Source organism: Taibaiella koreensis, assembly GCF_003545715.1.
In the GTDB taxonomy this organism is placed as follows: Bacteria; Bacteroidota; Bacteroidia; order Chitinophagales; family Chitinophagaceae; genus Taibaiella; species Taibaiella koreensis.
In genome coordinates this window covers 635,942-658,485 of record NZ_QVNU01000002.1, presented here as the reverse complement: position 1 = coordinate 658,485, position 22,544 = coordinate 635,942, and the positions used below count along the sequence as shown (strand labels likewise).

At 50.0% G+C, this 22,544-nt stretch carries 23 protein-coding genes; 10 read left to right on the top strand and 13 right to left on the bottom strand.

Annotation, left to right across the window (positions count from 1 at the left end):
• Positions 1–42: 42 nt before the first annotated feature.
• The 5 genes from DZK30_RS09985 to DZK30_RS09965 all read left to right on the top strand — a co-directional run bounded on the left by DZK30_RS09985 (position 43) and on the right by DZK30_RS09965 (position 6,502).
• Entirely contained in the window at positions 43–2,910 is a 2,868-nt protein-coding gene (locus tag DZK30_RS09985; protein ID WP_162902999.1) for a M16 family metallopeptidase, read from the top strand.
• 119 nt (positions 2,911–3,029) lie between these two features.
• Complete coding sequence (locus DZK30_RS09980) at positions 3,030–4,196, top strand: proline dehydrogenase family protein (RefSeq protein WP_118973980.1); 1,167 nt, start codon at positions 3,030–3,032, stop codon at positions 4,194–4,196.
• Positions 4,197–4,699: 503 nt separating this feature from the next.
• Complete coding sequence (locus DZK30_RS09975) at positions 4,700–5,212, top strand: hypothetical protein (RefSeq protein ID WP_118973979.1); 513 nt, start codon at positions 4,700–4,702, stop codon at positions 5,210–5,212.
• 21 nt (positions 5,213–5,233) lie between these two features.
• Positions 5,234–6,061, top strand: a complete 828-nt coding sequence (locus DZK30_RS09970; RefSeq protein WP_118973978.1) for a hypothetical protein — start codon at positions 5,234–5,236, stop codon at positions 6,059–6,061.
• 147 nt (positions 6,062–6,208) lie between these two features.
• Positions 6,209–6,502: an HU family DNA-binding protein gene (locus DZK30_RS09965; RefSeq protein ID WP_118973977.1), complete on the top strand. Its 294-nt coding sequence runs from the start codon at positions 6,209–6,211 to the stop codon at positions 6,500–6,502.
• Between the two features lie 125 nt (positions 6,503–6,627).
• Here DZK30_RS09965 and DZK30_RS09960 read toward each other — a convergent pair whose 3' ends face one another.
• The 4 genes from DZK30_RS09960 to xth all read right to left on the bottom strand — a co-directional run bounded on the left by DZK30_RS09960 (position 6,628) and on the right by xth (position 9,293).
• The gene (locus tag DZK30_RS09960) at positions 6,628–7,086 is read right to left on the bottom strand and encodes an HAD family hydrolase (RefSeq protein WP_118973976.1); all 459 of its coding nucleotides are present in this window, start codon (positions 7,084–7,086) and stop codon (positions 6,628–6,630) included.
• A gap of 136 nt (positions 7,087–7,222) precedes the next feature.
• A complete protein-coding gene (locus DZK30_RS09955) occupies positions 7,223–7,678 on the bottom strand; it encodes a hypothetical protein (protein WP_162902998.1) in 456 nt (151 codons plus the stop codon).
• A gap of 6 nt (positions 7,679–7,684) precedes the next feature.
• Positions 7,685–8,254 (bottom strand): hypothetical protein, encoded by a 570-nt coding sequence (locus tag DZK30_RS09950; protein ID WP_118973974.1) that lies wholly within the window; start codon positions 8,252–8,254, stop codon positions 7,685–7,687.
• A gap of 268 nt (positions 8,255–8,522) precedes the next feature.
• A complete protein-coding gene (gene xth, locus DZK30_RS09945) occupies positions 8,523–9,293 on the bottom strand; it encodes an exodeoxyribonuclease III (protein ID WP_118973973.1) in 771 nt (256 codons plus the stop codon).
• A gap of 183 nt (positions 9,294–9,476) precedes the next feature.
• On the opposite strand from xth, the gene DZK30_RS09940 reads away from it, so the two are divergent.
• Positions 9,477–10,232 (top strand): DUF2314 domain-containing protein, encoded by a 756-nt coding sequence (locus tag DZK30_RS09940; protein WP_118973972.1) that lies wholly within the window; start codon positions 9,477–9,479, stop codon positions 10,230–10,232.
• 239 nt (positions 10,233–10,471) lie between these two features.
• Here DZK30_RS09940 and DZK30_RS09935 read toward each other — a convergent pair whose 3' ends face one another.
• Complete coding sequence (locus tag DZK30_RS09935; protein WP_162902997.1) at positions 10,472–11,521, bottom strand: gliding motility-associated C-terminal domain-containing protein; 1,050 nt, start codon at positions 11,519–11,521, stop codon at positions 10,472–10,474.
• Positions 11,522–11,640: 119 nt separating this feature from the next.
• Positions 11,641–13,719, bottom strand: a complete 2,079-nt coding sequence (locus DZK30_RS09930) for a T9SS type A sorting domain-containing protein (protein WP_118973970.1) — start codon at positions 13,717–13,719, stop codon at positions 11,641–11,643.
• 255 nt (positions 13,720–13,974) lie between these two features.
• Here DZK30_RS09930 and DZK30_RS09925 point away from each other — a divergent pair, with 255 nt between their 5' ends.
• Both DZK30_RS09925 and DZK30_RS09920 read left to right on the top strand, forming a co-directional pair.
• Positions 13,975–15,891: a sensor histidine kinase gene (locus tag DZK30_RS09925; RefSeq protein WP_118973969.1), complete on the top strand. Its 1,917-nt coding sequence runs from the start codon at positions 13,975–13,977 to the stop codon at positions 15,889–15,891.
• 33 nt (positions 15,892–15,924) lie between these two features.
• Positions 15,925–16,566 (top strand): response regulator, encoded by a 642-nt coding sequence (locus tag DZK30_RS09920; RefSeq protein ID WP_118973968.1) that lies wholly within the window; start codon positions 15,925–15,927, stop codon positions 16,564–16,566.
• Positions 16,567–16,710: 144 nt separating this feature from the next.
• On the opposite strand, the gene DZK30_RS09915 is transcribed toward DZK30_RS09920, so the two are convergent.
• The 5 genes from DZK30_RS09915 to DZK30_RS09895 form a co-directional block, all read right to left on the bottom strand.
• Positions 16,711–17,250 carry a KilA-N domain-containing protein gene (locus DZK30_RS09915; protein WP_205529405.1) on the bottom strand — a complete coding sequence of 180 codons (540 nt, stop codon included), beginning with the start codon at positions 17,248–17,250 and terminating at the stop codon, positions 16,711–16,713.
• Positions 17,251–17,415: 165 nt separating this feature from the next.
• Entirely contained in the window at positions 17,416–18,081 is a 666-nt protein-coding gene (locus tag DZK30_RS09910; RefSeq protein ID WP_205529404.1) for an alpha-ketoglutarate-dependent dioxygenase AlkB family protein, read from the bottom strand.
• A gap of 11 nt (positions 18,082–18,092) precedes the next feature.
• A complete protein-coding gene (locus DZK30_RS09905; protein WP_118973967.1) occupies positions 18,093–18,911 on the bottom strand; it encodes an XRE family transcriptional regulator in 819 nt (272 codons plus the stop codon).
• A gap of 136 nt (positions 18,912–19,047) precedes the next feature.
• The gene (locus DZK30_RS09900; RefSeq protein ID WP_118973966.1) at positions 19,048–19,245 is read right to left on the bottom strand and encodes a hypothetical protein; all 198 of its coding nucleotides are present in this window, start codon (positions 19,243–19,245) and stop codon (positions 19,048–19,050) included.
• Positions 19,246–19,307: 62 nt separating this feature from the next.
• Positions 19,308–19,859, bottom strand: a complete 552-nt coding sequence (locus DZK30_RS09895) for a J domain-containing protein (protein WP_118973965.1) — start codon at positions 19,857–19,859, stop codon at positions 19,308–19,310.
• Between the two features lie 225 nt (positions 19,860–20,084).
• Here DZK30_RS09895 and trxA point away from each other — a divergent pair, with 225 nt between their 5' ends.
• Entirely contained in the window at positions 20,085–20,405 is a 321-nt protein-coding gene (gene trxA, locus DZK30_RS09890; RefSeq protein WP_118973964.1) for a thioredoxin, read from the top strand.
• A gap of 76 nt (positions 20,406–20,481) precedes the next feature.
• On the opposite strand, the gene DZK30_RS09885 is transcribed toward trxA, so the two are convergent.
• Positions 20,482–21,246, bottom strand: coding sequence for an exodeoxyribonuclease III (locus DZK30_RS09885; RefSeq protein WP_118973963.1), 765 nt, complete (start codon positions 21,244–21,246; stop codon positions 20,482–20,484).
• Positions 21,247–21,270: 24 nt separating this feature from the next.
• Positions 21,271–22,014, bottom strand: coding sequence for a 2-phosphosulfolactate phosphatase (locus DZK30_RS09880; protein ID WP_118973962.1), 744 nt, complete (start codon positions 22,012–22,014; stop codon positions 21,271–21,273).
• Positions 22,015–22,159: 145 nt separating this feature from the next.
• Between DZK30_RS09880 and DZK30_RS09875 the strand changes: the two genes are divergently transcribed.
• Entirely contained in the window at positions 22,160–22,528 is a 369-nt protein-coding gene (locus DZK30_RS09875; protein WP_118973961.1) for a BlaI/MecI/CopY family transcriptional regulator, read from the top strand.
• Positions 22,529–22,544 lie beyond the last annotated feature (16 nt).

Genomic DNA, 22,544 nt, shown 5'->3' with positions numbered 1-22,544 from the left:
CCCTGTATTTTATTTTTGCATTTATTCATCAACTCCCTTTTTATGTTTAAAAAAACCTTTTCCAGTGTGGCTTTGGCCTGCTTTATGGCAGGTGCTACCCTTAGCCCCCTGGTAACCCTGGCCCAAACGAAAACAGATGCCAAGCTGCCTGTAGACCCAAAAGTGAAGATGGGCAAGCTGCCCAACGGCCTTACCTATTATATACGCCCCAATAGCAAACCTGAGAAGAAGGTAGAGCTTCGCCTGATCGTTGATGCCGGTTCTATACTGGAAAATGACGATCAGCAAGGTCTCGCACACTTCATGGAGCACATGAACTTCAACGGAACGAAAAACTATCCCAAAAATAAGCTGGTCGATTTCCTGCAGTCGATCGGTGTGGAATTCGGCGCAGATCTGAATGCCGAAACCGGATTTGACCACACGGTATACATCCTGCCTATCCCCACCGACAAGCCGGGCAACCTGGAAAGTGGCTTCCAGGTGATCGAAGACTGGGCACATAACGCCAATCTTACCGAGCAGGACATTAACGAAGAGCGTGGCGTCGTGCTGGAGGAAAGCCGTTCGGGTAAAGGCGCCGAGGATCGCATGTCAAAGAAATTCCTGCCCAAGCTTTTCGCCGGCTCACAGTACGCCGAGCGTCTGCCCATCGGTAAAGATGATATCCTTAAAACCTTCAAACCTGAGGCCATCCGTTCTTTCTACCGCGACTGGTACCGGCCCAACCTGATGGCCGTTGCCGTGGTGGGCGATATTACAATAGATCAGGCCGAGGCGCTGATCAAAAAACACTTTGCCGGACTGAAGAACCCCGCGCAGCCCAGGCCGCGCAAAGACTTTGGGCTGCCTGCCTATACACAGTCCGCCGCCTTGGTGATCACCGACAAAGAGGCCACCAACTATCGTTTTCAGCTGGTATTCTCTTCGCATAAAGCCAGGAAGCAAGTGACCATCGGCGATTATCGCGAAGACATCGTAAAGAGCCTGTTTACTTCTATGCTGAATCGCAGGTACCAGGAACTGACACAAAGCGCCAACCCTCCTTTTGCCATTGCCGCTGCCGATATGGAAAGCTTTATCCGTAACGAAGAAAGCTTCGGTATGATTGCGATTCCGACCGGCAGTATGGAGACAGCAGTGAATACTTCAATTGCCGAGCTGGTTAAAGCAAGGGATTTTGGCTTTACCGCCTCCGAACTGGAGATCGTAAAAAAGCAAGTGCTTAGCGGTGTGGAAAAGCAATACAACGAAAGGAACACGACCGAATCGGGACGTCTGATAGATGAGTATGTACGCAATTTTACCGACCAGGAACCTATACCCGGTATTGAAAATGAATACCGCTACTACCAGGACCTGATACCCGGCATCACGATAGATGAGGTGAATGCATTGTCTAAAAAATGGCTGTCCAAAGAAAATACCGGCGAGTACTTTACTTTCATTACAGGTCCCGACAGCAAGCAAATGAAGCTGCCTACCGATATGGAGCTGAAAGACATGGTAGATGCGGCGCTGTCGCAGAAAGTAACTGCTAATGCCGAAAAAACGGTGGCCAAGCAATTGCTGGACAAAGAGCCCGTTGCCGGAAAGATCACAGGCGAAGTTGTCGATAAAGAGCTGGGTGCAACCACCTTTACCCTGAGCAATGGCGTAAAGGTAACGGTGAAAAAGACCGATTTCAAAAGTGATGAGATCATAATGACTGCCGTGAAAAAAGGTGGTAGCAGCAATTATGGCCCCGAGGATAAATCCAATACCAAGTTCCTGTCCCAGGTGATCGAGTCAATGGGCTATGGATCATTTACGCCTACGGCCCTTACTGACTTCCTCTCGGGAAAGACCCTGGAACTGACGCCTGCTATGGGTGACGTTTCTTCTGAGCTGAAGGGCAAATCTTCTGTAAAAGACCTGGAATCACTGATGCAGCTGACGTATTTGCAGCTGACCGAACCCCGCAAAGATGATGGTCTGCTTTCCGGTTTCCTCAGCACCATGAAGATGCAGGTACAATTCCTGGGCAGCAATCCGCAGGTCGCCTTTATCGACAGCGTTGTTAAATTCGTATACCATAACGATCCCCGTCGTCCCATAGCCGTACCTACTGCTGCCGACCTGGAAAAGATCAATGTAGATCGTTGTCTTGATATCTACAAAAGCGAATTCGGCAATGCCGATGGCTTCCATTTCTTCATCGTGGGTAACGTGGATGAAAATACGCTGAAGCCCCTGTTGGAAAAATACATAGCCAGCCTGCCAACTAAAGGCACCAAGCCTGCTTTCAAGGATAACGGCCTTCGTCCGATAGCCGGCAGCAACCGCCTGGACTTCAAAAAAGGCCAGGAGCAGAAAAGCCTTGTTATGACTATGTACAACGCCGAGGTTCCTTATACCGAAAGCCTCGATCTGCAAGCCGATATGGTGGGCCAGATACTGACGATCAAAGTACTGGAGCAGATCAGGGAACAGATGGGCGCTATGTACAGCGGCGGCATGAGTGGCGATATGACGAAGTTCCCTTATCCTCACTTTACCATACAGGGCGGATTCCCCTGCGGCCCCGAAAACGTAGAGCCCATTGTAAAGAAAGCGGATGAAGAAATAGCGGATATCCGTACCAAAGGACCTGAGCAGAAAGACCTGGATAAAGTAAAGCTGGCCATTACTGAGAAGCGTAAAGAAAGCCTGAAGACTAACGGCTACTGGAGCGATCAGTTGGAAAGGGTCCTTTTCTGGGATTTCAGCAAGGATTTCTTCCTGAATTACGATAAAGAGATGGCCAAAGTGACTGCTGCCGATATCAAAGGCACGGCCGGTAAGATGTTCAGCGGAAGTAGCCTTGTGGGTGTGCTGAATCCCGAGAAGATCGAACCCGTTAAAGACACCAAAGCGAAGAGCGGTAAATAAATACCTCCTGTCGAAGTCAAAAAAGAAGTTCCGTAGCCGCCCGGTTGCGGAACTTCTTTTTTGAGCAAAACCAACGCAATCCATCCTATCTTTGCCAACAATTTTTTCTCATTCTGTCTATGCCTTTATCTTTCGATAATACAGAGATCGCTTTCCGTTACCGGAACAACAAGGAGCTGAAACGGGCTCATTTTCTTTTCTCCTCTATGAGCTCTCCCTTTCTCTCCAAAACGGGCATGCGGCTCACACAGCTGGCCATGAGCTGGAACCTGCCGGTGAAAAGCATGGTCAAGAAGACCATATTCCAGCAGTTCTGCGGCGGCGAAACGATCGAGGAGGCAGCACAGACGGCGGCTACGCTGGGTCGCTATGGCGTAGGTGTTGCTCTGGATTACAGCGTGGAAGGCAAAGAAGAAGAGGCAGAGTTTGATCATGCCGTTCCCGAATTCATTAAGGCTATCGAATATGCCGCCACTCAGAACAATATACCCTTCATTCCTATAAAAATTACCGGCTTTGCCCGCTTTGCATTGCTGGAAAAAGTAGACGCCGGCAATACCCTGTCGGTGGCCGAACAGGAAGAATGGAAACGGGTGCAGGACCGTATCGACCGCATCTGCGCTGCGGCAGCCCGCTGCAGGAATATGATCCTCATCGATGCCGAAGAAAGCTGGATACAGCAACCTGTCGATGACCTGGCCGATGCTATGATGGAAAAGTACAACAAAGGCGCCATCGTGATCTTTAACACCTTCCAGATGTACCGGCACGACCGGCTGACCTTCCTCAAAGCCTCGCATCAAAAGGCGATGGAGAAGGGCTATACCCTGGGCGGCAAGCTGGTGCGCGGCGCTTACATGGAAAAAGAGCGTCGAAGAGCGGAAGAAATGAGCTACCCCTCCCCCATCCAGCCCGATAAAGCCAGCACCGACAGGGATTACGATCTTGGTGTGGCTTATTGCCTGGATCATCTCGACAGCCTGGCCCTGTTCATAGGTACGCATAACGAGAACAGCTGCTACAAAGCGGCGGAGATCATGACGGGCAAAGGGCTCGCGCCTGGCAATAAGCACGTATACCTGTCACAGCTGTACGGTATGAGCGATAACATTACCTTCAACCTGGCCGACGCCGGTTATAATGTATCCAAATACCTGCCTTACGGACCGGTTAAAGATGTGGTGCCTTACCTTATGCGCCGCGCTCAGGAGAATACCTCGGTAGCCGGCCAGACCGGGCGGGAGCTCGGCCTTATCAAAAAAGAAATGAACAGAAGAGGATTATGATCTTTATTATAAGCAAAAGTGGCAGGTCGTATACGACTTGCCGCTTTTTTATGTCCATGAACAGTTACCTGTATGCTGCCATAACGGGATTAAATTCCAAACTCCAAAATCAATGTCGTTTCGTTAAGAAACAAGGTATCCATAGCATATCAAAATTTCGTCCCGAGAGGGCAATCTTTTAAATTAAGGGATAGCTTTATTTTAACGTATGCCAATATCTTTTTCAACAGGAAGAGATACTTCTTTGCTTAACCAAACGACATTGAGTTGCAAAATTCGAATTCCGGAACACCAATCGAAGGTCAAGCGCCGGCTCCCGGCCCTCCTACTACCCGGCTCTCAAATATTTACGCACCAACTAACACCCTCTATCTAGTACTAGTACCTAATACTTAATACCTACTACCTGGTTCAAAAAAATAGCCTCCCGGAAATACTTAATACGGGAAAAGTTAAAGAATATTGAAAAAAATAATTATTTTGGCGGCGTAAATTATTTAAATATGAAACTTTCGTTAATCACAACTATAGGAGTCGCCGCCTTGCTGGGCTTGGCTTCCTGCAACAAGCAATACGATGTTAAGGTGGAAGAAAGCCAGACCAACGGAACAGCCGGTAGTGGCGGTGGCGCCGGTATTGGCTTCAACTGGAAGGGCACGGCGCCTATGTCGGCCAAGCTCAATGGCCAGCCCTGGCTGGCCACGCAGATGACCGTATCCAACGCTGCAGGCCTTTACTATAATGTGCTCGGTCAAACGGATGATGTGATCCTTTCGGTTTCCATTCCCGCCAATGCCAAGGCCGGACAGGTATTTGCCATGCCTGCTCCCTCCGGTACAAGCCTTGTACTGCCGGTTGCGGTTACCATGGGCACCTCAGGCAGTTTGAAAGTTACCGTGAACAATGCATCGACACTGGAAGGTTATTTCTTTTCTACAGTAAAAACGGTAGCTGGTACCGGAACCGTCGATACTACGATCAGGATTTCAGAAGGTTACTTTAAAGTCAATAAATAATCGCAAAATACAATGGCTATAATGAACAAGTTTTTTACCAGGCTCCTGTATACGGCATTGCCGGCTGCTTTGATTACGGCCTTGTCTGTCAATACGCAGGCGCAATCGATAAGGCCCCGCGATGTGCAAAACTATCTGAACCGTAGGGCCGACGGACGGAATGTCTCGTTATTTCATCGCTTTGAAATATGCTACAGCACGACCTTTGGCGGTGGCGGTCTTAATATTAACGATCGCTTCCGGGATCCTTCCAACCCCGAGATCATCGGTGGCAACAGCCGGGCCATGACCTTCAATTACCGGTCCGGAAGCGGTTATGCCGGCTTTTATTTCCCCCTTTCCTATTTTAGCCAGAACAGCATGCTGGCTTTAAGTACCGGTGTATATGGTGCGGGTAGCGTATGGAATCTGGGCAATACGTCGCTTGACCCCGCGGTAAGCACTACCTACGATGCCAAAGAGGTCCTTATTGGCGTACCCATAGGCGTAGACTTTATTTACGGCGGTGAGGCGAGCCTTAACAAAAGTGATAGGGTAACCATCCGCGGCGGTATCGGCGTTATGCCTTACTTTGCCACAGGTCAGCTGGCCGATGGTTCACAGAACTACGGGAAGCTGGGTTTGAGGCCTTATGTAAAGGCCGAGCTGGGTTTCTTTGCCGGCGTAGAGTGGAAGGTGAAAGGCATGATCATAGCGGGTTCCAGGACGATCTACGACTATAGTGTGGGCGATGAATACCTGCGCGATTCCGACTATTATTACAAGCTTAACTTCAAGATAAGGCCTACCTATACTGTAGGTATAGCGGTGTTTCCGTTCTCCTTTGGATGGGACAGCGACAAGTGGTAAAGGGCCTTTCGGTCGACCGGAAGTCTAAAAGCCGCTACAGGATTGGCTTGGAGACAACATAATTTTCCACATTTTTCAAAAAGTCCATTGTTGTTTCAATGAACTTTTGTAACATCGCTTTTCAATATTAAAAACTTAATCAGAATTATGAACAAAGCTGAATTAATCGAGCAAATTGCTAAAGATGCCGGCCTTACTAAAGTTCAGGCCAATGAAGTATTGAACTCTTTTACCAACGCGGTGGTGGCTTCCCTGAAAAAAGGAGAAAACGTTACGCTGGTTGGCTTCGGTACTTTCTCTGTATCTCAGCGTTCTGCCCGTAACGGTCGCAATCCTCAGACTGGTGAGGTGATCAAGATCAAAGCGCGCAAGCTGCCTAAGTTTAAAGCAGGTAAGGACTTCGCTACTAAGATCGCTGCCGCTAAAACGCCCAAAAAATAATTCCTTCGTACAACGGAGCGAAAGCGGGAACAGGCGTTCCCGCTTTTTTATTGCAGCATATTGTTGTAGCCGCAAAGATGTATATGGATTTGCACGGCAAGCGGAAGGTTATCCCTATTGCTGTTTTAATCCTTCTGTGGCAGTGCTTTCAGGGCATCCAAAATATAACCCTGCCAGTCCTTTTCCCGCTCCTCTATTACAATGACGGCAAATCCATGTCGCTGGCCTTCCATGGCTACACCCTCCGAATCATCGATATGAACATCGATGCTGAATGCCGGCGGATACTTGGAATAAAGGGAACTATCCTTACCCAATCTCCGCCCATGTGTTTTTTGATTAATGATCTGGCGCAGCAGGATGCCGTGTACAAAGAAAGTCCACCATATTTTGCGCCGGCTGCGCAGGGAGGTAGTATAAATGACGATGTGGTGCCCCTGCTCCTGCAATGCCCGCCAAAGCACAGCAGTGCCCCGGCGCAAAGGTTCGGCGCGGCTAAGCCGCCGCCATAACGTCCGGCTTTCGGTAGGAAATCTTTTTACGCCCGGGATCAGCGTATCGTCGAGGTCAAAGGAAATGGTCATTTTCGTAAACTGGCAGAAACAATAAAACTGCTTTTTGCCGGAATTATTGTGGACAACTGTCAGCCCCTTTTCGCCATAACGAACCGGAACCTGGAGGCAAATGCCGGAACAAACATGTGAAGCCGTATTGCCGGCATCATAGGCAGGCGGTTGTCCGGCTGTTTTGGCAAGAGCCGGGATCTTTTTCCCACTGCCTGAATAATTCAAGATCCTTTGTACATCGCTCCACGTTTTTCGCATCGCTGCAGCAATACATATAGCACAGCTCAACATAAGCATTTGCCTTGATGAAATGTTGTCCGGCGCCGCTTTCGATCGTTGTGATATTACCGATGATCTTTCCTTTGGAAAAGGAAAACGACGTTTTCGTTGTCAGAAGCAGTCCGGACTTGTTCGTGTCGGCACTCATTACAGATTCCTTGCTAGTGAAATTAAAAGACTTGAGTTGCTCCGGCGAAGTAATAGACTCCAGTTTTAACCGTACATCTTCCGGAATCCTCTTGTCCGATATGTCTGTTATCTTATCGGCTTCCTGGCCCCTGGCCGCAATAGTATAACAAAAGGCTGCGATCAATATCATTATTGGCTTCATAAGCTGTTATTGTTTAAAAAAGGTTGGAAAAAGAGCACTCATTTTCTCGAAAAATTTGCGGGCATATAAGCCGGAGAATAGGGCAAAGAACATAAGGGTTATCGGTCGTATCGTGTCCGACTCAGATACCAGCAACGTAGGCAGCACATATGATATGCCCAGCACGCACAGACCGGTGAACAACCCTAGTATGGGCTCACTCACATACTTGACTTCTGTTCCACTGGTATATTCATTACCGACGATCCTGACCAGGATATTGACCACGGCACCAATCATGCCAAAAAACATTGCCGTAAAGACAAGCCCCAGGAAACCAGGAATGATATAGACCAAAGGAAATATTTTCTGGTAGTTGGCAATTAGCATGTAATACTGATAGTCATACTGGTTCTTTAAGGATGGTCTGCCATCTATCGAGCGATCGATTTCCACCTTTTGCAATATTTCCTTTTTGGCATCCAACGCCTTGACTTGTTCTTCTATATAGAGCTTGCAAAGTCCGCTCAAGCCGAAATAAAGGCTGATGGCTATCCAGATGAACAAGAGCAGGACGCCCGTTTTGGGAACTTTCATAGTATCGGTTTTTGAAAGGATGAGATAAAAGTTTCAGATCGTCAATAAACCAGCAGTTGCGGACCTTAGTGTTTTCATATCAAAGATATTTTCCTTCCAACCCGTCCGCATCAGTATTTATACCGGAAGTAGAAAGGTATTTACACGCAATTTTTAAATAAAACAGGCAAAGCGAATCTTATCGCTTTGCCTGTTCCTTACATAATACTGTTATGTGCTATTTGCGGTAACCCTATTTAAGGTCTGGCCGCTATCAGTATACCCTATCTTATTCCACCTCTATCCATACCGGGCCATGGTCGCTACTCTTTTCCCAGCCCCGCACATGCCTGTCCACGCCCGCTGTCTTAAGCTTGCCGGCGATCGACGGGCTCAATAAAAAATGATCGATGCGCAATCCGGCATTCCTGCCATAGGCATCACGGAAGTAATCCCAGAAGGTATAGACCACTTCGCCCGGGTTAAGGGTTCTCAGGGCATCGATCCATCCCTTTGCCGCCAGGGCTTTGAAGGCATCACGTACCTCGGGCTGGAACAAGGCATCATTCACCCAGCGTTCGGGTTTATAGACATCGATATCTTCGGGAATAATATTGAAGTCGCCAATGAGCATCACCGGTTCGCCGGAGGTCATCAGTTCATCAGCACGCGACATAAGTCTTTTGATCCAGGAGAGCTTGTAGTCGTATTTGGGTCCCGGAAAAGGATTACCGTTAGGCAGGTACAGGCAGCAGACCCTGATACCGGCAACGATAGCTTCGATATAGCGGCTGTGCACATCTTCGGGATCGCCGGGCAGACCGCGTTGCGTCTCGGTCATTGCATGGCCCCTCGACAGTATGGCTACACCGTTCCAGCTTTTCTGGCCATGCCAGATCGCCTGGTAACCTGCGGCTACAATCGCTTCTTCCGGGAACTTTTCCTGTGGCGCCTTAAGCTCTTGCAGGCATACGATATCGGGTTGCGTTTCTTCAAGCCAGCGCAGCAATACGGGCAGGCGGCCGTTCACGCCATTCACATTATAGGTTGCGATTCTCATAAGTCTTTTTGGTTTTGACCGGGAAAGATCCGAAGTTTAAAGGTACATAATTTGCCAGCGGCCAGCTACCGTTTCCACACCCGCCTTTGTGATAACATAATGCTAAACCAAAACAGGCTTTACATTAAATGGGTATCTTGGCCGCATCATCAGAGAACCTTAATTACCCTTAAATAGTGACCGATGGATAAACCCATTATTTTTTTTGCCAAGGGCGATAGCCCTGAAATGATCGCCGCCTTTGAGCAGGCCCAGGATACCTTTAAATATTTTTGGCGGGAGCTATCCTGGGAATACCGCCGCATCGTTCCCGGCCTGGATCTTGCCTGTGTTAAAGTTGCCTTTAGCCAGCAGGTTGAAGACAAGGCCGAGCCTGCTGTCGAACATATGTGGATCAACGAGATCGACTATGACGGAGAAACAATCAGCGGGATACTCCTCAATGATCCCAATGAATTGACGAATGTCGAAAAAGGAGAGGCTGTCGCTGTTCCCTTGGAACAAGTCAGCGACTGGCTTTTTGCGTCACAGGGCAAAACCTATGGCGGCTTCACTATACAGGCCATGCGGAGCGGTATGGACAAGGTCGCGCGCAAGGAGCATGACGCGGCCTGGGGCCTGGATTTTGGCGACTATAATGATATCTCTATCGTTTACCAGCAAAAGGAAAAACCCGAAAACCTGGTCGAACACCCGATGAGCCGCAACATGGGCAATAGCCTGGCCGATTTTTTAAAGCAGCATCCCGGAGAGCTGAACGCCACGGATGAAGCGGGCTACAGCATGCTGCACCGGGAGACCATCGCAGGAAACCTTACCTCCGTGGAAATCCTGCTGTCGCATGGCGCTGACAGAAATATACGTACACACAGTGGCAAAACGGCCTTTGACTTTGCCCGGCAGCTCAACTGGCAACATATCATACCGGTGCTGGAATAATAAAAGACTTATTGCAGCGCTAACTAAAATGTATGACAGGTATTATTCGGTTGATAGAGACATATCTTTATTTTCGAAGCGTTCTGTGTCTTTATTTACACTGGTCTCGTCTTAACCGGGTAATGCGGCAGCGTTATCCTGGATTATGCGGCTCATTGTAAGGCCTTTGCAAATGAATCATCCATCGTACAGACGTTGCACTGCAACGTCTGTACGATGGATGACGGTAGCCCGTAACATCAACGCACCAGGACCACATCGCCTTTGAGCTGCATTACTTCATCGCCGGGCATCCGTACACGGATCATATAAAAATAAGTGCCCGGATCGGCGTAACCGCCGTTATAGCTTCCATCCCAGCCCTTGGTCCCATCCTGTGTGGCATACACCTGTTGCCCCCAGCGATTAAAGACGCGGAACTCTTCTACACGCTGGTAACCGAAGTTCTCGATCCGGAACACATCGTTTTGCCCGTCACCATTGGGGCTGAAAGCATTGGGCACAAACAGCCGGTCGGCGATGAGGATCACGACACGAGCCGTATCAGAACAACCATATTCGTTCCATCCCACCACCATATAAGTTACCGGCGCCTGAGGCTTCGCTATGGGATCGGAAATACGGTCGTCGCTGAGCCAGGCAGCGCCGGGCCAGGAATAATGACCGGCGCCGGATGCCCGCAGCTGTACCGCCTGCCGGGAGACAATGGTCTTCTCCTGGGGCGCGACCAAAACATCGGGCGAAGGCCGCTTTGAAACCGTGACTGTGTCACTGCCGCTACAATTGCCTACCTGGTCCGTCGCCATGATCACAAAAGTTTCTGTGTGTTCAATGTGGCCGGCCGTTACGCTGGTGTCGGGCTGTTCCAGGTGAACCGCCGGCTCCCAACGGTAATGATAAGCGCCGGCATATAGCATTTTCGCTTCCAGCAGGAAATTCCCATCGCAGGTAGTAATATCCTGCAGCGGCGGATCGATCTTCACCGGCTTCTGCACCAGTATGGACCGGGTTACCGATTGCCCGTTAACCGTATAGCTAAGATTGCATTGGTAGGGAAAAACGCTGATGCCGGCAGTGGCTGTCAGTGGGTTGAAATACCAACGACCGGCATGTTGGGTTACACCGCAGCCACTGAACGTGCCACCAGCAGGCAGTCCGGCAATCTCGAAGTCGCCGTCCGCATAGCAATACTGCCGTGTCAGCGGTGTCCCATCGCCATTGGTGATATTTTGAGCGGAGGCTATTGCGGCCGGTAGCAGCAAACACGCCAGGAGAAAAGATAACTTCATCGTTTTGTACATTAACAGGTTTCGCAAAGGAATAAAAGGCAATCCGCAGGATAACCCGGGATTGCCTTTCATGATGATAGCAGATCTGTCTTATCATAAGCGATCGTGCAACAAAGACCTTACCGGGCCTGCTTATCCACGATCAGCTTCTGTACCTTGACCAGCCTTCCTCCAGCATCATAAATATTCAGGAAGTACAGACCATTGGCCAACCGGTCTATTGAGAACGCTTTTGCAGCAGAGGACAACAACATCTTTCCATCAATGCTGCACACACGTATGCTTACTGTCCCGGGAGACTTGATATAGACCATCTGTGCGGCCGGATTGGGATATACCTCGATGGCAGCGGCTAGCCGGCTCAGCTCATCAATACTGGTGCCGTTACCATGATTGGTTACTTTGTATACTGCCGAAGTATCGGCGCAGCCCGATTCTTCGGTCACGATCACCTGGTAGTCTGCATTTTCTGTAACGGTATATTTTCTTTGTGTAGCGCCGGGTATAACCACACCATTCTTCATCCATTGATACGTAACATAGCTTTGTGTGGTGCTCAGCGTATCGACATCTACGGTGATCACGGGCTGTGGTAGTTCTATGGTCAGATCAAGCGTGATCACACTGTCGCAGCCCTTACGGTTATGCAGGATACCGGTATGAATACCGGTAGTGGTATAGGTCACATCGCCGATAGTATACCCCAGGCAATTGGCCATTGCCGTTACCGTTGTGGAATCCGAAGGGCAGGCGAACTTCATCACGAACATACCCCAGTCGCCACCGCTGCTCAGGAAAGCAGTATCGGCTGGCAATGACGAAGGGTCAAAGTCGACCTGGTCGCCATTGAATACGCCGGTAGCGTAGATACTTCCGGAAGGACCAACAACAATACCATAAGCAGCTTCGTCGGTGCCTACGCCCGGTCCCGGAGCACCTATATTGGTCACCCACATAAAATGCCCCGAAGCATCCAGTTTGGCCAGCAGGATATCGTAGCCGCCATGAGTGGATACATTAGGAATGGTGTCGCGGCTGGCGTTATAAGTGATCACGGTATCCCTTATACGGCTAGCCAGGAATACGTTGCCATAAGGATCGACATCGATACCCCAGCCGCCGCCTTCCGATTGCCTGCCGCCGATACGATTGACCCAAACGAAATTACCGTCGGTATCGAGCTTTGATATATAGATATCGGAGCCCGATCCTTGTGCCGTCAGGGTCTCTACGCCGGGGCCCGGATCGAAGTCGGCGGCGCCCGTGTAGTAGTAGCCGGTACTATAGATATTGCCTGCTGCATCGACCACCAGCTTGTTGCCGAAGTCCAGGCTGGTGCCGCCCATATTTTTGGCCCAGATAAAATTGCCGTTCGTATTCAACTTGGTCACAAATATGTCTACACTGCCCGTGCTGGTGAGCGACAGGCTGCCCAGGCCGATTGTGCCGGCAAAGCCGCCGGTGACATATACATTAGATGCTCCGTCGACGCCTATACCCCAGGCCCTGTTATTGGCAATGTCTGGTCCGCCGATCACTTTGGCCCAGGCAAAATGCCCGCCGGTATCCAGCTTGGCTACGAAAGCATCCAGGTTACCCCCGGCTACGCTCAGGTTAATGGTATCGAAATCCGCTGTGCCGGCAAAGAAGCCGCAGATATAGGCATTACGGGCGGTGTCCAGAGCGATGCCCAGTCCAAACTCCTCGTAGGGACTGGAACCGCCGGCCCTGTTGGCCCACATAAAGTTGCCATCAGTATCCAGCTTTAAAGCGAAGATATCGTCGGCGCCGGCCGAGTTAAGATAATGTGTGCCGGGACCCGGATCGAAATCGACGGTACCCTGGAAGAAACCGGTGATGTAGACATTGCCGTCGCGATCGACCTTAATATCGCGGCCTCTTTCATTGACGCTATTGCCCAGGGTCTTTGCCCAGACATAATTTCCGCCGGCATCAAATTTCGTAACGAACATACCCGGGCCGGGGAAGGCCGGACTGCTGCCGAAAGTGCTCGGACCGTTGTACCACCCGGTAGTGTAGACATTGCCGTCGTGATCGACGGCGAGGGAATGGGCTTCTTCCATGCAAGGGCCGCCCATGGCTCTGGCCCAGGCAAGATGGGGATCCTGCGCTTGTGCTGCTATGCTCCAAAAGCACAACAGCGCTGCCAGCATCGGATGTAATATTGCTTTCTTCATACGCTGTGTTTTCAATTGTTCATTGGTTGGTATACTTGATAACGAAACGCTGTGTTATCCTGCCGTACCGCATTTCCGGACAATGCGGCCGGTATAGCATTTCGTTCGGTCGCAAAACTAGTGCGCCGTTGCTTGCGCCAACAGGGTAGTTTCTACCTAATTTTAAAATATGACACTGCACTTACAATAGAACACGTACACAGCAATCGTAATCCTTCTATATTTGCCCCGATTGATCAAGAACAGAGGAGGGCATTGAAAAAGTTATTGTACATACTGTGGCTGCTTGGTGCTCCGGTCACTACTTTCGCGCAAGTAGCGCTGAGACCGCATGAGCAAGTATCGGTCCGGTTAAAACCATCCGATTCGCTTCGTATCCATGCCTTGATACGCTGCGGTATAGACCTGGTCAACGACAAGACCGATAGCGCTGTGCTGTTGTTGTCCGAAGCCGGTGCAGCCAGCCGGCGGGCAGAATATGCTGAAGGTATAGCGTTATCGCTCATGGCCCTTTCTTCGTGCTACGCCGTGAAGAACGATATTCCTATGGCTACGCGATGCCTGGAGCAAGCCTATCCTTACTGCACGGCACCTTCAGCAAACAGCAAGCTGCTGATCAAATGGTACCGCAACCGCTTCCTTGTCTACAAGTATGCCGGCCAGGTAGACTCGGCCATGGGCGTGATCCGCAAAGCGCTGCCATTGGTTGAACAACTGCAGGATACCAGCTATGCTGTAAATACCTACAATCACATAGGGGCGATACTGATCGACAACCAGGATTATGAAAAGGCCTATACCTACACCTGCAAGGCTTTACAACTCAACAACGGACTGAACAACGACAAGCTCGTCTCCTGGATCAACCTGGGCTATATCTATGCCAATCGTGGCGATAGGGACAGCCTCTTTATCTGGGCGACCAAAGCCAGTGAAGGCGCGCAGCAATTGCAACTGCCACGCTACGAACGGTCGGCTGCGCTATTGCTGGTCCGTTATTATCTCTCCAAAGGAATAGAGACGATGGCTGACCGCTATGCCAGGCGGGCCATACAGCTGATCGACACACAAGCCTCCGACAACAGGCTTTATATCTATCGCATACTGTGTAAAGAATACCTCGATAAAGAGCGCTATACACAGGCGCTGACTTACGGAAACATGGCGCTGGAGCAGGTAAAGGCCACACAACGGCAACGGCGGGACGTGATCTATATTTATGCCCTGTTGGCCGAAACATACCACCAGCTGGGCAACGGCGATATGGCGTACCGCTTCCTCTTGCAATACAATGCGCTGTCCGACAGCCTGAACCTGCTCGAAAGAGATAAAGCGGTCGACCGGCTCGAGCAGCAGTTCCGGCTCGCCGAAAAAGAAAAACAGATCGCAAAACAACAGCGCGAAGCCCTGCTGCAGCAACAGGGCATCCGCAACCGCAACATCGGTATCATCATCGCCTTGTCGGGACTAGTCGTGCTGGTCGTTTTGCTGATCGTGCTGCAGAAGAGCGCCCGGCGCAGGATGCAGCTGCTACGCCATCAAAAGGAGATCCATGAGCTGAAGGCTATGATCAGCGGGGAAGAGCGGGAGCGCAACCGCCTTGCTATAGAACTGCACGACAATGTGGGCGCTTTGCTATCCGCAGCGTCCTATAGTCTCGACTCTGCCAAAGAAAGGGAGCATGGCTTTCAGCAGCAGGAAGACCTGGGGAAGATCGGCGCCATTATCGTAGGTATCCGCAGCGAGATCCGGCGCACGGCTCATACCCTCATGCCCGATGTCCTGCTCCGGCACAGCCTGCCCGAAGCTGTGCGACAATACTGCGCCTTTATCGAAAGAGATACGGGATTGCAGGTAAGCATGCAGCAGCAGGGCAGCTTCGAACACCTGTCGCAGGAAGCGCAATTGTCCGTTTACCGTATTGTACAGGAATTGCTGCAAAATATCCAGAAGCATGCCGGCGCGACCAGCGCCTTGGTACAGTTGCATTCGGGCAATGGCATCGTGAGCCTTACTGTTGAAGATAACGGCCGGGGTATGCCGGAGCAGCCGGAACGTACTGGTATGGGATTGCAAAATATTGCGCGGCGGCTCAAGGTAATGGAGGGCAGCATCTCCTTCGATTCCGAAGCCGGCAAAGGGACTTCTGTGTATGTAGAATTGAATATTTGAGCAGCCGCTCTTCCACCATAAACCGTAAGCGATATGCCGATCAGGATTGCCATTGCAGACGATCACCACCTTATCAGCGAGGGCATTGCCAACATGCTTCGCTACAGTGCCGATATTGAATTGGTGGGCGCCTTTCCCGATGGCCCGGCCTTGTTCGAAGGATTGGAACTGGTACAACCCGATGTGTTGCTGCTCGATATCCAGATGCCCGGCATGCAGGGCGATGAGATCGCCGCCGTACTGAAGCGATGCTTTCCCCGCTTAAAGATCATTGCTCTTACCAGCTTCGATACGCTCTTCCATATCAGGCGTATGATGCAGCAAGGAATAGAAGGCTATCTGCTGAAGCATATCCGGCGGGAAAGTCTGGTCGAAGCCATTACATTAGTTTTCGGGGGCGGTACTTACCTGGATGAGGCCGTGAGCAAACTGATCGATGAAGACGACCAGCTGCAAAGACGCCAGAAGGCGATGGGCACCTTGCTCACCAAGCGGGAAAAAGAAATACTGGTATTGATCGCCGCCAATCATACCTCCTCAGAAATTGCGGTGCAGCTTTTTATCAGCAAGCGTACGGTGGAGCATCATCGCGAGAGTATTTTTGCCAAGCTGGAAGTGAAGAAAGTTTCTGCACTGGTGCAAAAGGCTGTACAGCTGGGGTTGATAGAGGGGTAGATGGGGTATTGGGTATGTGTTGTTTTCTTTAATGTCTATTTCATAGGTGCCACCTTTTCTCGTTTTCCGGCCAACAGGCGTTCAAACAAAGCCATCGTCTTACCAGGGATTGAAAGGTATGTCCACCTTCAGAAACGCTTGTTTTTACTTCAGTCTTTTTATGGCTTTACTTTCAATCAGTGACTTCATTTGTGTTATAGCCACCTGGTTGAGTCGAAGCAACCTTTCGCCTTGTGGCAATCCCCGTTCTATAAGCAGGGCATTAATACTTTCCATGTTGCTCAAAACAACAAGCTGTTCCAAAGTTGCGTAGTCCCTTATGTTTCCTGTTTTGCCGGAATGGCCGTCGCGCCATTCTTTAGCTGTAATTCCGAAAAGAGTGACATTCAATAAATCGGCTTCGTTGGCATAAACATAACTGGTCTGTTGCCTGGTAATTTCTTTGGCTATCAGGTTTTCCTTAATGGGGTCTGTATGAATTTGATAATTGATTTTGGAAATAGTTCTTTGCATATCCCATTCCAATTGATTACGACTGCTTTCATCGTCCTTCAGGCGTTGAAATTCTTTTATGAGGTAGAATTTAAATTCTGCACTCAGCCAGGAAGCAAATTCAAAAGCAATATCCTTATGAGCAAAAAGCGCCGCCATATCTTCCCGGTTTTTAAAAAATACTGATGGCATTCGTACTTTCTATCCAACGCTTGGGCGTCATTACAAAACTATTGAGCCCTGCCTGTTTTTTAAACCCCCTCGAATTCGAGGGAATTAAAACCGGGATTATGAAATGGCGACATTTGCCCGGCCATACCGGTCGGAACGCGATAGCAGTCTGAATGGTGACCGTATCTAAACACCAATCTTCCGGAACGTCAGATTGATACGCCCGGCCATGGGCAGTGCCGATTTAGCGATGCGATGTTCCCAGTACCGCTGCAGATCGCCTTTCATCAGTAGCAGGGAGCCGTGCTCGAGAGCGATAGTATGGCGCAGGCTATGGTCGGCTTTGCTGCGGAAGTCGAAGTGGCGCACCTGGCCCAGGCTCACTGAAGCGATCTCGGTCTTCAATCCGGGCAGGGTATCCTTATCGCTATGCCAGGCCACGGAATCGTTGCCGTCGCGGTAATAATTGAGCAATACGCCATTGAAGGTGATACCGGTATAGGTCTCGATCTTATGCTTCATCTGCAGCAGCTCCGGCGTCCAGGGTAAGGGGCTGCGCTTATCGTCATAGCGCAATGGCCGGTCGCCATAGAAGGCCGAAAGCCGCGGCGTCGCTACCTCTTTTTCATACATCAAGACCTTGGGCTGCTGCCAGGGTACTTCCTGTATCAACCGGTCAAAGTAATGACGCGCTTCTTCCCGGCCGAAGAAAGCCGGTGTATATTCGATCAGGTGGGCCGGCAACGATAGCTGATCGCGATCGTCAAAAAGCTTGGCTTGCTCCACCTGTGGAAAGCCCGTGCGTTGCATCTTTTCCCTCGATATTCTTTTAGCAACCGGTTGTACCCGCATAAGTGATAAGTTTAGCGATGATGGCTATTTTTTTTGGATTTGATAATGCTGAGATCGCCCTGTATCTCCCGTAACGCCTTGGCGATGCTTTGCAGGTCGGGCGCCACATCGGGTATGTTGGCCGACAGGAACCGCTGGAATTCCCACAGCTCCAGCACTTCCGATACCGGTACGGTATAGGGTTGATAGATGGTATTGAACGATTCCAGCAGCAAGCCATCTGCCTGCAGGGTCACCTGCTTGAACACAAAGTCCTGCTCGCCTTTCAGGATCACGATACAAACGGTGCGGGGCTTTACGGTCGACCAGTCCTGGATAAAGCGGCAGATCACATCGCTGCCTTCAGGTATCGGCAGCATGGAGTCGCCTGTAGTGGGGAACATGCGGTAAGTGCCGCCACGGCCCAGGTTGGGTAAGGTAAATTTGGGCAGGGTAGCAATATACTCCGGATCGTTGTGACCGGCGCGATAGCCCGCTTTGGCCTTCACCGGTACGTATTCTGCATTTTCCTGGTTGTCCTTGTCGACTGTAATCGCCAGCACACGCAACTTGCTTCCTGTAACATATACATCGTTGCCGGCTTCCAGCTCTCTCAGCTTCAGCTCTCCCAGCCGGGCCAGGGCCACTTTCAGCAAGGTATCGATGCTCATCCGGAAATAGTCGGACAGGTTGACGAGGTCCTCGGTTGTCGGCGATTTGGTCTGCCCGCTCTCCAACGCAGCCAGCTTGGAACGTTTGATGCCCAGGATGCCGGCCAGCTCTTCCTGGCTCAGCTTTCTGCGCTCGCGCAGGAACTTGAGATTAACCGGGAAAAAAATAGGAGTGCTCATTTGCTTTGTCTTTATTGGTGTCAACAATATGACATCATTAATGACAAAAATAGTATTTTATTTTAAAAATACAAATTGGAACAGAAGCGAAATACTTCTTAGAATAAGCAAAAGGACAGTTTTGAGGAGGGGAGTATTAATTCAAAGCGAAAATAGTAGAGACCACATTCATATAAGGCTCCAACTTGAAGAAGCCGGCAAAAGTGATCTTGGGATTGACGTGTACCACGGCGCCCAGGGTGAGCATTGCTACGCCTGTTGCGAAAAAGCAAATACATGCCAGCAGCAGGTAGAATGCTTTTCTTTTGCGTTGACGAGTGGCTTCAGAGGGCATGGTTGGATGATTGGATGCCGTGAAGTTAAGCGATAAATCTTAAATTTCCTCATGATTAACATTTAACGCAGCGGTTTTGCTACAGGCGCAGTGCCGGGAAGCGTCACATCGCTGTCTCCTCCCGGATGTGCATTCATTTGCCTGATGATCTGCTGCAGTTGTTCGGGAGAGGTGCCTGCAGCCCCTTTGCTATCAGGAAACACCGGGCTGGCCTGCGTGAGCAGACGCAATACCTGGAACAGCAGCACAATGCCCATGCCGATGGGTACTATAGAAAAACGCCGCCGGTTCCTGGTCGTATATTTATGCTTGTATTCGCGGGTATCGGGTGGCGCTGTGTCTTCCTGGTAAAGAACCATGTATTGCGGCCCTTCGCCGAGGATGGTCTCGCGGTATTGCATATCATACCGCGCTTTCTTTCCGGGGTCGGAAAGCACATTATATGCTTCTGTGATCTCCTGGAACCGGCGGGTGTAGTGTTCGGTATCTTCGGGATGCCGGTCAGGGTGCTGCTCCAGTGCCAGCTTGCGGTAGGCAGTCTTTATTTCTGCGGCCTCTGCGCCGAAAGGTATCTGCAACGTCTCGTAATAATCCGTGAATGTGGTGGCGTACATAAGGATAAATAAGGTGACAAATCTACCGGAATATAGCATTGCCCGCTATTAATTATAACGAAGGGCTTATAAACGCTGCAGAAATACAGGAAAGCTTTAATTATCAATAACTTATCTACATATTAATCATCTATTGTTATATCTGTATTCGTAGCGGCTATTGTTGCTCTATCGGTTTCCCCTTACCTTTGTCTTTTCATCGTAAAAAATTAAATTAAAAATAAAATGGCAGCAGTATTCACCGATGCAAATTTCGAGAACGAAGTTCTGCAATCTGCAAATTTATCTGTGGTAGATTTCTGGGCTCCCTGGTGTGGACCCTGTATCGCTTTGGGGCCAACCATCGATGCACTTTCAAAAGAATATGAAGGCAAAGTGAATGTAGGCAAAGTGAACGTAGATGAGAATCCCAACTTGTCTGTAGATTACGGTGTCACCAGCATCCCCTGCGTCCTGTTCATCAAGAACGGCCAGGTAGTAGACAAACAGGTAGGCGCCGCGCCTAAATCTGCTTTCGAAAAGAAGATCCAGCAACACCTGGCTTAAGCCAATCATAACGAAATACGACAAAGCAGCCATCCGCCAGGGATGGCTGCTTTGTTTTTACAGAAAATCGTACACCTTAAAGATCGAGCGCAGCGTATACCGGGCAATGATCGGAGTGTTTGACATCGGGATAAATAGCCGCATCCTTCAGCAGGACTTCAAGGCTTTTGCTCACGCTGATATAATCGATGCGCCAGCCCTTATTATTGGCCCTCGAATTGGCCCTGTAGCTCCACCAGCTGTATTGGTGCGGATGAGGATTAAAATAACGGAAAGTATCCACGAAGCCGCTGTCAAACCATTTATCCATCCAGGCCCTTTCTTCGGGCAGGAAGCCGCTGCTGTCCTTATTGCTCACCGGGTTGTGGATATCGATAGGCCGGTGACAGATGTTGTAATCGCCGGTAACAATAAGGTTGGGCCGCGCCTGGTGCAGCGTATAGATATATTCAAAAAATTCGTCGAGCCACTGGTACTTGTAAGCCTGGCGTATCTCGCCGCTGGAGCCGCTGGGAAAGTAAGCATTGACCAGGGTTATATCGCCAAAATCGAGGCGGATGACCCGGCCCTCGGCATCGCTTTGCATAATGCCATTGCCGTAAAATACAGCATCGGGCTTAATACGGGTAAATACGGCCACGCCACTGTAGCCTTTCTTCTCGGCAGGATACCAGTAGGTCTCATAACCCAGGGCTTCGATACGCGCAAAATCTACATTCTCTTTATGGGCCTTTACCTCCTGCAGGCATACAACATCGGCCGGGTCGGTGGCCAGCCAGTCGGCAAAGCCCTTGCTGATGGCGCTTCTCAGCCCATTTACATTATAGGATATCACTCTCATACAGGTTCCGGAAAAATAATCGTTTTATAAAGTGCCCATGATGTTTTCGACTTCCAGCTCCCTGCCGTTATACACCGGCACTACGGGATGCTGATTGGGCGTAACGCAGTACGCCATATCCTTTTCCAGGCCAAAGGCGGCAAGACGACGGAAATGCGAGCTGTCCCTCAGGAAGTCGAGCAAGCCGGAACTACGCTGCGATTGCAGGTACAGGCTCTCGGCAATGCGGGCGCTATCGCAATGAACGGTAAAGTGTTCCCTTATGGAGGCCGTAACGGCGCCGGCAAACAGGGTATCTTCCAGGTTGACGCGATCCTTCCAGGCCGAACAAGCCAGCAATACCTTTTTACCACGTTTAACCAGGTACTGGCACACGGCGTCGAGGTTGAGGAAAGAGCCGGTGATAATCGTATCGGCATCCTTTACCATATGCAGCAGCCGGGTACCGTTGGTCGTTGTCAATGCCAACGTTTTGCCTTTGATAAAATCGGCGGGATATTCCAGCGGTGAGTTGCCATATTGTAATCCCGGCGCTACCTGGCCATCCCGCTCTCCGGCGGTAATGCAATTGTCTACCGTCTCTTTCATCTGGATGCATTCGGCTACCGAGGCCACGGGGATCACGGCACGGGCGCCATTGTGGAGGGCGGCGGCAATGGTAGAAGTGGCGCGAAAGACATCAATAATAACGACTATGGTATCCCGGGTATCATAAAGCGAAAGCAGCGCGGGGGAAAGGCATACTTCCAGCTGAGGCTTCTCAATCATCCTGCAAAAGTAATGGAATACAGGGCATTTTGCCTCCCCCGATATCGGGAAAATGACTGTGAACTAAAATTTTAGTTGGAAAACTAATTTTTTAGTTTTATCTTCGTTCGACACAACTAAGAAATTAGTTTAAAACCATTGGTTCATGAGCAATTTCAAATCGCTAACCAAAGCCGAAGAGCAGATCATGCAGGCCCTTTGGAAAATAGAGCAGGGTTTTACCAAAGACATTATCGACCAGCTGCCGGAGCCCAGGCCGCATTACAATACCGTAAGCACGATTCTGAAAATACTGCTGGAAAAAGATTTCGTGAAAGTGACGGCAATGGGCAAATCGCACCTGTACAAACCGGTGGTGAAAAAAGAGCAATACAGCAGCCAGTCGGCCAGGCATCTTGTAAAAGGCTATTTCAATGGCTCGTTTGCCAATATGCTGTCTTTCTTCGCCAGGGAAAAGGATATTTCTGTAAAGGAGCTGGAGGAAATACTGAAGGAAATAAAACAAAACAGCTAATTCTTTTAAATGCGAT